An 11709-nucleotide genomic window follows, 5' to 3' on the forward strand; every position below is an offset into this window, starting at 1 on the left:
AAAAAATGAAAAAGGATATAATATTTGTTTTAATTATATTAATAATAGTTTCTGGAATTATGATCTTGCAAAATATGTTAAAAAATGATTTGAAAGGTGTAGAAGTTTATTTAGAAGGAAAAGAATTATTTAAAATAACAAAACCAGGAACATATGCTGTTTATGATAATAAAGGTGATTATAAATTGAAAGTAGTTTATAACGGTGAGAAAGTAAGGGTTATAGAATCAGATTGTTCATTAAAACTTTGCGAACATACTGGTTGGGTGGATAATGCATCGCAGGAAATTATATGTCTTCCTAACAAAGTTGTTGTAAAACCAATCGGAAAAGAAAAAGATACAGGAGTTGATATAATTTCATGGTAAAAAACAACCTTCCAAGATTAGCAATATTAACCGCATTATCTTCAGCAGTTTATTATATAGAAACTCTTGTTCCTTTTCCGATACCTTTACCAGGAGCACGATGGGGATTTTCGAATTTTGCAATATTATATTCTTTGAATTATGATGGAATATTGATAAATGGCCTTTATATAGCTATTTTTAAAAATATTTTGGGATCATTACTCTCAGGTAAATTCTTAAGTCCAACATTTTTTATGGGAATATCCGGAAGTTTGGTTGCAACATTAATTATGTATGTTGCAATAAAAACGAAAATATTTGGTATAATAGGAATTAGTGAATCAGGAGCGATATTCAATAATTTAACCCAGGTTATAATAGGCTGGTTATTCATTGTAAAATCAGTGGGGATATTTTGGTATCTTCCTCAAATGGTATTATTTGGAACATTTTCTGCAATGGCAAATGCTTTTGTAGTAAAATCAGCATTTAGGAGTGTAAACAAATGAAAATAATATTGGGTTCATCATCACCAAGAAGAAAAGAAATATTGTCAAAATTGGGATTATCATTTGAAATAAGAGTGTCAAATATAGAAGAATACAGTGAAAAAGATAATCCAATTGAATATGTTAAAGAATTAAGCCTTAAAAAATCGAAAGATATAAAAATATATGAAAATGAACTATTGATAACCGCAGATACAATTGTGGCTTTTAAAAATAAAATATTGGGAAAACCTGGAAATAAAAAGGATGCATATAATATTTTGAATATGCTTTCAGGACAAAAACATGAAGTAATAACAGGAATAACCTTTCGAACATTATCAGAAATACATACAACATATGATATAACAGAGGTTTTTTTTCATAAATTACCAGAAGAAATGATAAAATATTATATAGATAATTATTTACCATTGGATAAAGCAGGAAGTTATGGAATTCAGGATTTTGGTGGAGTCTTTGTAGAAAAAATAAATGGAGATTATTATAATGTTATGGGGTTACCATTAAATAAAATATTTTGGTATTTATATGAAAAACATCTATATAAAAAAGGAGTTTTTAATGAATACTGAATTACCAAGAGAAAAGTTATTAAAATATGGTCCAAAAAATTTGACTATTGATGAATTATTAGCTATAATAATAAGAAAGGGAACAAAAGAGAAAAATGTATTTGAAATTTCAAAAGAGATTTCAAATGAATATTCTCTAAAAGACCTGTTTTTTATGAATATAGAAGATTTATGCAAAATAAATGGTGTTGGTGAGGTTACAGCAATAACGTTAAAAGCGGTTTTTGAACTTGGAATAAGATTTCACAAAAAAGCATTGGAAAAAGAAAATTTAAAATTAGATTCTCCGGATAAAGTATATGAATTATTATATGATGAAATGATTTTTTTCGATAAAGAAGTAGTAAAATGCATATCATTAAACAGCAAGCTAAACCCTATCTCTATAGACACAATTAGTATTGGCACGGTAAATAGTTCTATTTTACATCCAAGGGATATTTTCAAAACAGCAATAAAAAACAATGCAGTATCAATTTTGATAGTTCATAATCATCCATCTGGAGATAGTGAGCCAAGCATTATGGATTATGAAATAACGAATAAACTCGAAAAAAGTGGAGAATTGCTTGGAATAAAATTATCAGATCATGTTATAATTGGAAAGTCAGAATATTACAGTTTTAAAATGGGAAGAAAGGTGATTAGAAATGGATAATATGCCTGACAACTTAAAAGCTTTAATGAAATTAAAAAAGAAATTTGAAAAGGATTTAAGAAAAAAAGGAATTAATATTGAAAAGAAAAAACAGAAAACTGTAGAGCGGGCAAAAATAGAAATAAAATACATATCTGTGCCTATTGATGATGTTCAGACAATATTTGATCTAAATCTTTACGATTTCAAAAACAACAATTTAGAACTGGCACGGCATATAGAAAAATTACTTGCAAATAAACCAAAAAGCTCTTATGTAAATCAGGTTGCAGTGGTGCATTTATTAAGAGAAGAATTTGATGAGGTTAAAGAACTAATAGATAATCCATCATTTCCTGAGGATTATTTTAATCTTGGTATGGCCAAATTCTTTCTTAAAGAAAAGGATGCATATGATTTTGCAGAAACGGCAGTAAAGAGATTTCCCAACAACAAATACACAAATTTATTGCTTGCAATGAATGCTGTGTATAATGGTCATTATATTAAAGCGTATAAAGCAATTGAAGAAGCAGCAAGAAGCTCAAACGATCCGTTGCTTTATTTCGTAATCCATTTATACAATAAAGATTATGTAAAAGCAAAAGAATATTTAAGTAAAGTATTTTTACAAGGTAAAGTAAAATACGTCGCTTCTATATATCAAGGATATCTTCACTATTTATCCCAGGAAGGCGATAAGCTCTATCAAATGAGAAAAAATTTTGAAAACAATATTCCATGTGCCAATTGTTTATTAAGATACTCGAAAATGAAAGCAAATGTACCTCCAGATTATTGTAAATACTGGAAGGTGTTGGAAGCTTTTGAATATGAAACATCTGGAAGATTTGAAACAGAAATGAAATTACCAGAACAATCCATAATTAGTTTCTTAGGTTTTTATAATTATAATAATGAAGAAATGGCAAATAAAAGTTTTGAAGAAATTTCAGAAATGTTTGGTGAGGTTAGAATAGTATTTTTCCCAAATGATTCTCATGTAAAAGGATTAAAAACATTTACAATGGAACCAATAAAAAATGGAAAAGTAGCAAAATTATATGGGCCGGGTGTTTTCCAGAAACTAAAAAATATAATTCAAAGATTAGAGTCAAAAGAAGGAGTACGATATGATTTTGCAATAGATTTACCATTTTATGAAGGTATAAAAATGCTATTTGGATGGAGGACCTGTCAGTTATATTATGGAGGGAATGAGGAATGACAAGAGATGATGCTATAAAATTATTAAAAAAACATGTAAAAAATGATAATTTAATTAAACATTGTATAGCGGTTGGTGCTATAATGAAAGGTCTTGCAACTGAATTGGGTGAAAACAGTGAGAGATGGGAAATAATAGGTATATTGCATGATTTGGATTATGAATATACAAAAGACAATCCAGAAAAGCATGCTAAAAAAACAGTGGAACTTTTAGAAAATGAATTAAGTGAAGAAGAAAAAAATGCAATACTGGCACATAACGAACACGCAGAACTTAATTCGAAATTAGATTATTCATTATATTCAGCAGATCCGATATCTGGTCTTATAATAGCAGCAGTATTGGTAAGACCTGAAAAAAAGATAGAAGGATTAAAAGTAAAATCATTAAAAAAGAAATTCAAAGATAAATCATTTGCAGCTGGTGCAAATAGAGAAAACATAAGAAAAATAGAAGAAATAGGAATAGAATTAAATAGATTTTTTGAAATATCTATAGAATCGATGAAGCAAATTGCTGATGAACTTGGATTATAATATGACTTTTTAGACAATATAATATTAAAAAAATTGTGTATATAGTCGATATATAATATGACATAACCTTAAGAAGGTGATAATATGATTAATCCTGTAAGTGGTGTTTCATATCAATATACACCTCAGGTAATTTCGAGGCAACCGAGAGCAGCGATATCATCATCAGTACAGCAAACATCAAAAGATTTCGAAAAACTTCTAAATGCAATAGTCTACAAACAGGATGGGTTAACTAGAAAATTAGTCAGAATTGTTGGGGAAATGTATAGTGGTCAAAAGCTTGATATTCTCGCTTAATGCGGGCAGTTTGCCCGCATTAAATTATTATAGGGAGGTTATTTATGTTACTGGATTTACACTCGCACTCCACTTTTTCAGATGGGACATATACACCAGAAGAATTAATTTTAAAAGCTAAAGAAAAAAAATTAGAACTGTATTCTATAACAGATCATGATAATATTAATGCCCAGAAGGAAGCTATATTTTATGCAGAAAAACATAAAGTTAATTATATAACAGGACTTGAAATTAGCTGCAAATTTAAAAATATGTTTGATATATTGGGATATAGAATAGATTTAGATAATGACGCATTAAACAAAACATTGGAAAAGGTTCAGATATTCAGGAAAAACAGAAATAAATTGATGATTGAACGTTTAAACAGTCTTGGTTTTAATATCACATTAGAAGAAGTGGAAGAAGAAGCAAAAGGAGACGTTATTGGAAGACCACATTTTGCCAGAGTATTACTAAAAAAAGGATATGTAAAAGATAGAGATGAAGCATTTGATAAATATCTGGGAGATGGAAAAATAGGGTATGTACCAAAAGAAAAAATAGATCCTAAAGAAGCTGTAAAATTGATAAAGAATGCTGGAGGTTTTCCTGTAATTGCTCATCCGAAATCTTTAAAATTATCTTATACTGAATTAAAAAAAGTTATTTTAGAATTAAAAAAATATGGATTATGGGGAATAGAAGTATATTATTCAAATCATACAGTTTCAGAAATAAAAATGTTCAGGGAAATAGCTGTTGAAACAGGATTATACATAACAGCTGGAAGTGACTTTCATGGTTTAAATAAACCAGATACAGATTTAGGAATAAAAGTTGAAGATAAATTGCTGAAAAAATCCATTAATATACTGCTCACATAGGAGTGAAAATATGGATTATATAAAAAGAGAAAAATTATCTACCAAATCATCGTTGATTTCGATAATTACAAATGCATTGCTGGCAATATTAAAAATATTAATAGGATTTTTTACTAATAGTATGGCAATTCTGGCAGATGGATTTGACACAGCAACAGATATTTTAACTTCATTTATGACATTAATTGCCGGTAAGATTTCAAATCGTCCTCCAGACATTGAACATCCATATGGTCACGAAAGAGCAGAAACTATTGCAACAAAAGTTGTTTCGCTTGTTATTATATATGCAGGATTTGAAGTTTTTATAAATTCACTAAAAAGACTAATAAACAAGGAAATCATCATAGAAAATATAATTTATGTTGTTATAGTGGCATTTATCTCTGTAATTACAAAATATATTTTATACAAATATAGATTATCAATTGGAAAAAAAATAAATAGTAATGCTATTATTGCTGATGCATTAAATATGAGAAATGATATATTGACCTCATCATCTGTTTTAATTGGAATAGGAATATTATATTTTACAAAAATATGGTGGTTGGATCCACTAATTGCAATAGGCGTTTCATTTATGATATTCAAAACAGGTTTTGAACAATTTATGGAATCATCCAATGAATTTATGGAAAGCTCACAAGAATTAAAAAAAATATATAATGATGTTATAATTGAAGCAGAAAAATTAAAATGTGCCAGAAACCCTCATAAAGTACGTGCAAGAAAGTTTGGGCATAAAATTTTTGTAGATATGCATTTAGAACTTCCACCAGATATGACAGTAAAAAAAGCCAATGAAATATGTGCAAAACTTGAAAAAAACATAAAGAATAGAAATAATGATATTAGAGATATAGTAATACATATAGAACCATATGGAAATGCAGAAAAAGAATGTTTTGGTCTTTCGGCAGAAAATATAAAAGATTTAAAGGGGGAATGATCTTGTATCCTGTACTTCATATCTATCCTGACAGAATAGAACATAATGCAAAAAATTTAAAGAAACTTTGTGATAGTGGAAAAATTAAAATTACAGGAGTTACAAAAGTAGTTTCTGGAAATATTGAAGTAGCTCAAGCAATGCTAAAAGCAGGAATAACCTCAATAGGTGATTCAAGAATTCAAAACATAATACATATGAAAAAAAATGGGATTAATGCTGAATTTATAATGCTGAGGATCCCCATGAAATCTGAATTGGAATTGGTTGTTGAAAATGTAGATATTACACTTGTATCTGAATTAAAAACGGTGGAGTGGCTAAATGAAATTGCAAAAGAAAAAAACAAAATTCAAGATATAGTATATATGGTTGATGTAGGGGATTTGAGAGAAGGAGTATGGTATGAAAATGCGGTAAGTGAAATAGTTTCAGCTCAAAAATTTAGCAACATATGCTTAAAAGGAATTGGTACAAACCTTGGATGTTTTGGAGGAGTATTGCCGAGTATTGAAAATATGAATATATTATTGGAAATTAAAAATGAAATAGAAGAAATATTAAACAGAAAACTGGAAATAATTTCTGGTGGAAATAGTGCAGCATTACCATTAATAGAAAGTGGGAAATTACCAGAAGGAATTAATCATTTTAGATTGGGAGAATCTATAATTTGTGGAACTGATGTGACAAATAATAGAAACGTACCCGGAAACAGGCAGGATACAGTTATATTAGAAGCACAAATAATTGAACTAAAAGAAAAACCATCGGTACCGGTGGGAGAAATAGGGTTTGATGCATTTGGAAGAAAACCTGTTTTTGAAGATAAAGGAAAAAGATTAAAAGCCATACTGGCTATAGGAGAACAAGACATATCGCCAGATGGATTAATACCTCTTGATGAAAAAATTGAGGTGCTTCATTCAAGCAGCGATCATACCATTGTAGATTTAACTGAATCGGATAATCAATATAAACTTGGGGATACAATAAAATTTAAAATGAGCTACGGAAGTTTATTAAAAGCAATTACAAGCAAATATGTTGAAAAGAAAATTGAAAAATAAAAAAGCCCCATTTCGGGGCTTATTGGTTTATTAGATAGCTTTAACGTTTTTAGCCTGTAATCCTTTTTCGTTTTCTTCAATTTCGTATTCTACATCCTGACCTTCTTCTAAAGTCTTAAATCCGTCCATAGCAATTGCTGTGAAATGAACGAATACGTCCTGTCCGTCTTCACCAGAAATGAAACCATAACCTTTTTTTGCATCAAACCATTTAACTTTACCTTTCATACTTTCCTCCATGTTCCTACCGAGTTACCCATTGCAACTACGGATGTGATTCTTTTCCCTTAAGGGACACATTAATTATATACCTTTTTTTTATAAATGTCAACCATAAATTAAAAGCCCCATTTCGGGGCTTGATTGGTTTTATTAGAGAGTAGTTACATTAACTGCCTGTAACCCTTTATCGTTTTCTTGAATATCATATTCTACATCCTGACCTTCTTCTAAAGTCTTAAATCCGTCCATAGCTAAAGCTGTAAAATGAACAAATACGTCATTTCCATCTTCACCAGAAATAAAACCATAACCTTTTTTTGCGTCAAACCATTTAACTTTTCCTCTCATGTTTTCCTCCATGTTTCTCCGTGTTACCCTTTGTAACTACGTGTGATTTCTCTTATAGTATATACCTTTATTATTACAAACAAACACTTTAATTATTACAGTCTGACAACAAAAGATTTTTAACAAAATATTTATAATAAATCGCCAAAAAAATAACCCCTTCTGTTTTTAGAAGGGGTTATAATTACTATTTCTCAACAACAACTCTCTTTGTATTATCGTAATTTTCAATAGTTCCTAAACTCTGAATATATTCTTTAACAACATCGGCTAATACAAAACCTGTATCGTATCCTTTTAGTCCTTTTAACATTTTATAACCGTCTCCACCACCGGCAATATAATTATTTGCAGCAACTCTATATTTTGCATTTAAATCAATAGGTTTGCCATTTACCATTACATCAACAGGTTTTTTATCTTTAATCTTATAAGTTACACCTGCAACGTGTAACCATGCACCTTTACCTGCAGGAATTGTTGCGGCATATTCTAATACTTTCATTAAATCAGCACCAGTCATTTCAAAAACATATGTTGTATTTCCAAATGGTAAAACTGTTAATATATCTCTATATGTAATTTTTCCTGGTTGAATAGAAGCTCTGATTCCGCCACCGTTTTGTAAAGCAATATCAGCACCTGTTTTCCAGATTAATGCATCTGTAATTAAGTGACCAAGATTTGTATCTCCGCTTCTTACATGTGCTCTTTCACCATCTAATAATATTTTTGTTTCTCCAATAACCTTATTCAATTCTTCTGAACCTAAAGAATAATAATAATCAGCAATCATTTTTATAAATGGATCTTCAGGAATAGGTTCTGTTACATACGCATATTTTGCTTTTCCGTTTTCATCTTTTCCGAGATATTTTTTCATGTTTATAGGAATTGGAGCCCATTCATAATCTACGATTTTACCATTTTCAACCCATAAATCCAATCTTCCTAAGTATTTTCCCCATTCTCCAGCCTGGACAACTATAGTTTTATTTATATATGCAGCTTTATCCATTAATGTATGAGAATGACCATCAATAATAACATCTATACCTTTTACATCTTTAGCTAATTGGTCAGAAGTTGTATATTCAACGCCTAATGGTTGGTATTCACCATCATAACCCAAATGACCGAGAACAACAATAATATCAGCTTTCTTTTTTAATTCTGGCAAGTATTTTTTAACTGTTTCTTCAACATTTAAAAATTTACCACCATTTAAATGAATAGGTTCTAATACCTGTGTTTGTTCAGTTGTAACCCCGAGGATAGCAACCTTAATTCCACCAACATTTTTTATAATATATGGTTTAAATAACTGTCTTCCATCTTTTGTAACGAAATTAGCTGATAAAAATGGAAAACCTGCATATCTTTGTTGCATAAATGTTGTTTCAAGTGGATTATCGAATTCGTGATTACCTAAAGCCATAGCATCAACACCCATGTAATGTAAAGTTACAAAATCTGGAACAGCATCAAGTTGATCTGATTCAGGAACACCAGTGTTAACATCTCCAGCATGTAAAAACAATACATTTGAATTTACTTCTCTTTCTCTATTAACCAATGTTGCAATTCTTGCAAATCCCCCAATATCAGGATTGTGATACTCGCTATAAGGCCATACATGACCATGTGTGTCATTCATGTGAAAAATAACAATGTGTGTTGGAGCTGCAAAAATAGCTACCGTCAAAAGAGTTAATAAAACTACCAAAAACTTCTTCATCATCTTACCCCCTTTAAATAAATATATACTATTTTACAAACAATCTTTTCCTTGAAAAGATTAAATCTCCGATGTTAACCCCTAAATCTCTCGAAACAACCGGACATTTAGCCATCAAAACAAAGTAAATATTTTCATTTTCTTCGCTTAATCCTTCAAAATTCCCCTGACCTTTAGAAATTATTATATCTGCTTGCTTATAAGCAATCATAAATTCCTGATTTACATTGCTTAAAAGCGTTCCTGGTATCTTGCTTCCAGAAGAAATTATTTCAGAAGAAACTTCATCTAAGCCTATCTCTTTCGCATCTTCAAGTGTAACATCATTTATTATGGGTGCTCCTCTAACAACAGAAACTACGTGTAAATCAGGAAATTCTTCTTTAATTAACTTAATAAATAATTTATCCAGAACAATCTCACCAGCATTATCGTGTATATAAAGTAAGATTTTTGAATTTTCTAATGATTCATAAAAACTCTCAAAATCATCTAAAGCAAATTTTTTTATTTTCAAAATATTTTCCAATTCCCATTCCAACTCACCAAAAGAATTTTTAACACCATAATCTATAACATTTCCCAGAGCTGATAATTTTGCGGCATTTTTAAGTGGATTATCTGAATCTTTCAAAAAAAGATACATTTCATCAAAAACATCCAGAAAAGTTTCGTTTGATTGTTTTTTTTCTTCTTTAAAATAATCTGTAGTACCCGTATATTCGCTTAACTTATCGTATATTATTCTTGCCATTTCAATGGGTTTTTTTCCATAATCCGAATATTTTAACATATCAAGCGATATATTTTTCATAATTTCAAATTTTTCTCTTTCAGTATAATTCTTAAAATCTTTATTAATTATACTTTTTATTTGATCTATGATACATACAATACATTCATATTTAGCATACATATATATTACCCCCGTGTTTTATTTCTATAATTAAATTATAGAAATAAAACTTTACAGTTTTAAATATTTAACTTGAATATACCTTTTAGATTTTATTAACCCTTTACAACAGCAACAGGAATTAATTCCACAACTTTTCTTGATATTTTTGTACTTTCTATAATATTTATAACATCTTCAATGCTCTTATAAACTTCGGAGGCTTCTTCGAAAATAGTACTTTTTTTCGACCAGCATCATGAGCAGATGAACAAAACGCTATATTCATTTCAGTTCCAGATAGAATAAAAGAAGCTAATCCCATATTTCTAGGGATAATTACAGGTTGATTATTAAAATCCGTGTATATAATTTTACCGCTATCTTCAATATTATTCAAATCTTCTGGTATTCCATAATCATTATTAATAGCCCAATAAGCCCCTTTTTCTATAATATTCTTCATTTCTTTTACAGAAAATTTAAATAAAGTTCTCGTTTTTAATTTTTAAATTCTTCAGACATAAGAACTTTCTTTAATTATTTTCATAAAAGTCACCTCAAATAAATTATAACATATTTAAAGCAAAATAGGCATCATTATAATAAAAAAAGTGGCTTACGCCATATCAGTTTGTCGACAAAAAATTTTTATACTTAAAAATAACTTTGCCTACAAACTGAGTAGCGCTTGCCACACTATATGATGTCTAAAAAGTCAAACAAGCAAAAACTCAAATATCAAAATTTCTGTTTTTTTATAATGGCAAAACTGTTTTACCTAATTTTTCATTCAACACTTCACCCATAGCAGTATAAATTGCAGATGCTCCACAAAAAATACCTTCCCATCCAGCTATAACTTTAATTAAAGCATTTCCTGTAAAATCTCCAATTGCAAGTAAGAAAAAAAGTACCGTTAAACTACCAAAAACAACTTGAAGAGATTTGTTTCCGTTTAATGTTCCAAAAAACATAAATAAAGTAAATATACCCCACATCAAAAGATAAAAAGCTACAGCTGTTGAAGAGGCTGCATTACCCAGTCCCATTTTCGGTAATGTCCATATACCAACCAAAGACATCCAGAATAAACCATAAGATGTAAACGCCGTTGCTCCAAAAGTATTATTTTTCTTCATTTCAAAAATACCTGCAATAACCTGTGCAATTCCACCATAAAATATTCCCATAGCCATAATCATAACGTTTAATTCAAAAATACCGGCATTATGCAGATTCAGCAAAACAGTTGTCATTCCAAACCCCATCAATCCAAGAGGTGCGGGATTCGCTAATTTCTCAGAAACACTAACGTTTTTTATTTCCATATATTCTCCTCCTATAAAAAAATTTTAAAATCTAAAAACCCTCGCTATTCTAATAAATAAATATTAATTTTAAGTGAAACATATCTTACAAAAAACCGGGATATCTATGTAAGGTTCTATACTTTTTCCAATTCTTCTCTTTTTAC

Annotated in this window: 15 protein-coding genes and 1 pseudogene; 10 read left to right on the forward strand and 6 right to left on the reverse strand. The window is 29.4% G+C overall.

Annotation, left to right across the window (positions count from 1 at the left end; translation table 11 throughout):
• Positions 1-5 precede the first annotated feature (5 nt).
• The 10 genes from X275_RS00415 (at position 6) to X275_RS00460 (ending at position 7029) form a co-directional block, all read left to right on the forward strand.
• Positions 6-368: a NusG domain II-containing protein gene (locus X275_RS00415; RefSeq protein WP_047267018.1), complete on the forward strand. Its 363-nt coding sequence runs from the start codon at positions 6-8 to the stop codon at positions 366-368.
• Positions 362-859 (forward strand): Gx transporter family protein, encoded by a 498-nt coding sequence (locus X275_RS00420; RefSeq protein ID WP_047267019.1) that lies wholly within the window; start codon positions 362-364, stop codon positions 857-859. Before X275_RS00415 ends, X275_RS00420 begins: the two co-directional genes overlap by 7 nt.
• Positions 856-1434, forward strand: a complete 579-nt coding sequence (locus tag X275_RS00425) for a nucleoside triphosphate pyrophosphatase (protein ID WP_047267020.1) — start codon at positions 856-858, stop codon at positions 1432-1434. The genes X275_RS00420 and X275_RS00425 overlap by 4 nt, the downstream gene beginning before the upstream one ends.
• A complete protein-coding gene (radC, locus tag X275_RS00430; RefSeq protein WP_047267021.1) occupies positions 1424-2092 on the forward strand; it encodes a RadC family protein in 669 nt (222 codons plus the stop codon). Before X275_RS00425 ends, radC begins: the two co-directional genes overlap by 11 nt.
• Positions 2085-3299, forward strand: coding sequence for a hypothetical protein (locus tag X275_RS00435; RefSeq protein ID WP_047267022.1), 1215 nt, complete (start codon positions 2085-2087; stop codon positions 3297-3299). The genes radC and X275_RS00435 overlap by 8 nt, the downstream gene beginning before the upstream one ends.
• Positions 3296-3838, forward strand: a complete 543-nt coding sequence (locus X275_RS00440) for an HD domain-containing protein (protein ID WP_047267023.1) — start codon at positions 3296-3298, stop codon at positions 3836-3838. The genes X275_RS00435 and X275_RS00440 overlap by 4 nt, the downstream gene beginning before the upstream one ends.
• A gap of 84 nt (positions 3839-3922) precedes the next feature.
• Positions 3923-4138 (forward strand): hypothetical protein, encoded by a 216-nt coding sequence (locus X275_RS00445; RefSeq protein WP_047267024.1) that lies wholly within the window; start codon positions 3923-3925, stop codon positions 4136-4138.
• Between the two features lie 44 nt (positions 4139-4182).
• Positions 4183-5007 (forward strand): PHP domain-containing protein, encoded by an 825-nt coding sequence (locus X275_RS00450; protein WP_047267025.1) that lies wholly within the window; start codon positions 4183-4185, stop codon positions 5005-5007.
• A 10-nt stretch (positions 5008-5017) separates the two neighbouring features.
• A complete protein-coding gene (locus X275_RS00455) occupies positions 5018-5959 on the forward strand; it encodes a cation diffusion facilitator family transporter (protein ID WP_052913457.1) in 942 nt (313 codons plus the stop codon).
• On the forward strand, positions 5956-7029 hold the full coding sequence (locus tag X275_RS00460; RefSeq protein WP_047267026.1) for an alanine/ornithine racemase family PLP-dependent enzyme: 1074 nt from the start codon (positions 5956-5958) through the stop codon (positions 7027-7029). Before X275_RS00455 ends, X275_RS00460 begins: the two co-directional genes overlap by 4 nt.
• Positions 7030-7059: 30 nt before the next feature.
• On the opposite strand, the gene X275_RS00465 is transcribed toward X275_RS00460, so the two are convergent.
• The 6 genes and pseudogenes from X275_RS00465 to X275_RS00490 all read right to left on the reverse strand — a co-directional run bounded on the left by X275_RS00465 (position 7060) and on the right by X275_RS00490 (position 11563).
• On the reverse strand, positions 7060-7257 hold the full coding sequence (locus X275_RS00465; RefSeq protein WP_047267027.1) for a cold-shock protein: 198 nt from the start codon (positions 7255-7257) through the stop codon (positions 7060-7062).
• A 144-nt stretch (positions 7258-7401) separates the two neighbouring features.
• A complete protein-coding gene (locus X275_RS00470; RefSeq protein WP_047266801.1) occupies positions 7402-7599 on the reverse strand; it encodes a cold shock domain-containing protein in 198 nt (65 codons plus the stop codon).
• 187 nt (positions 7600-7786) lie between these two features.
• Complete coding sequence (locus X275_RS00475) at positions 7787-9337, reverse strand: 5'-nucleotidase C-terminal domain-containing protein (RefSeq protein WP_047267028.1); 1551 nt, start codon at positions 9335-9337, stop codon at positions 7787-7789.
• Between the two features lie 28 nt (positions 9338-9365).
• Entirely contained in the window at positions 9366-10253 is an 888-nt protein-coding gene (locus tag X275_RS00480) for a damage-control phosphatase ARMT1 family protein (protein ID WP_047267029.1), read from the reverse strand.
• Positions 10254-10348: 95 nt separating this feature from the next.
• Positions 10349-10698, reverse strand: a pseudogene (locus X275_RS11855) (RtcB family protein).
• A 292-nt stretch (positions 10699-10990) separates the two neighbouring features.
• Positions 10991-11563: an acetate uptake transporter gene (locus X275_RS00490; RefSeq protein ID WP_047266797.1), complete on the reverse strand. Its 573-nt coding sequence runs from the start codon at positions 11561-11563 to the stop codon at positions 10991-10993.
• Positions 11564-11709 lie beyond the last annotated feature (146 nt).

Source organism: Marinitoga sp. 1197 (assembly GCF_001021165.1).
Lineage (GTDB): Bacteria > Thermotogota > Thermotogae > Petrotogales > Petrotogaceae > Marinitoga.

What these genes read in the sequence shown, in the direction of transcription:
- X275_RS00415 (WP_047267018.1), top strand. Translation starts at nt 6, where the DNA reads ATGAAAAAGGATATAATATTTGTTTTAATTATATTAATAATAGTTTCT.
- X275_RS00420 (WP_047267019.1), top strand. Translation starts at nt 362, where the DNA reads ATGGTAAAAAACAACCTTCCAAGATTAGCAATATTAACCGCATTATCT.
- X275_RS00425 (WP_047267020.1), top strand. Translation starts at nt 856, where the DNA reads ATGAAAATAATATTGGGTTCATCATCACCAAGAAGAAAAGAAATATTG.
- radC (WP_047267021.1), top strand. Translation starts at nt 1,424, where the DNA reads ATGAATACTGAATTACCAAGAGAAAAGTTATTAAAATATGGTCCAAAA.
- X275_RS00435 (WP_047267022.1), top strand. Translation starts at nt 2,085, where the DNA reads ATGGATAATATGCCTGACAACTTAAAAGCTTTAATGAAATTAAAAAAG.
- X275_RS00440 (WP_047267023.1), top strand. Translation starts at nt 3,296, where the DNA reads ATGACAAGAGATGATGCTATAAAATTATTAAAAAAACATGTAAAAAAT.
- X275_RS00445 (WP_047267024.1), top strand. Translation starts at nt 3,923, where the DNA reads ATGATTAATCCTGTAAGTGGTGTTTCATATCAATATACACCTCAGGTA.
- X275_RS00450 (WP_047267025.1), top strand. Translation starts at nt 4,183, where the DNA reads ATGTTACTGGATTTACACTCGCACTCCACTTTTTCAGATGGGACATAT.
- X275_RS00455 (WP_052913457.1), top strand. Translation starts at nt 5,018, where the DNA reads ATGGATTATATAAAAAGAGAAAAATTATCTACCAAATCATCGTTGATT.
- X275_RS00460 (WP_047267026.1), top strand. Translation starts at nt 5,956, where the DNA reads ATGATCTTGTATCCTGTACTTCATATCTATCCTGACAGAATAGAACAT.
- X275_RS00465 (WP_047267027.1), bottom strand. Translation starts at nt 7,257, where the DNA reads ATGAAAGGTAAAGTTAAATGGTTTGATGCAAAAAAAGGTTATGGTTTC.
- X275_RS00470 (WP_047266801.1), bottom strand. Translation starts at nt 7,599, where the DNA reads ATGAGAGGAAAAGTTAAATGGTTTGACGCAAAAAAAGGTTATGGTTTT.
- X275_RS00475 (WP_047267028.1), bottom strand. Translation starts at nt 9,337, where the DNA reads ATGAAGAAGTTTTTGGTAGTTTTATTAACTCTTTTGACGGTAGCTATT.
- X275_RS00480 (WP_047267029.1), bottom strand. Translation starts at nt 10,253, where the DNA reads ATGTATGCTAAATATGAATGTATTGTATGTATCATAGATCAAATAAAA.
- X275_RS00490 (WP_047266797.1), bottom strand. Translation starts at nt 11,563, where the DNA reads ATGGAAATAAAAAACGTTAGTGTTTCTGAGAAATTAGCGAATCCCGCA.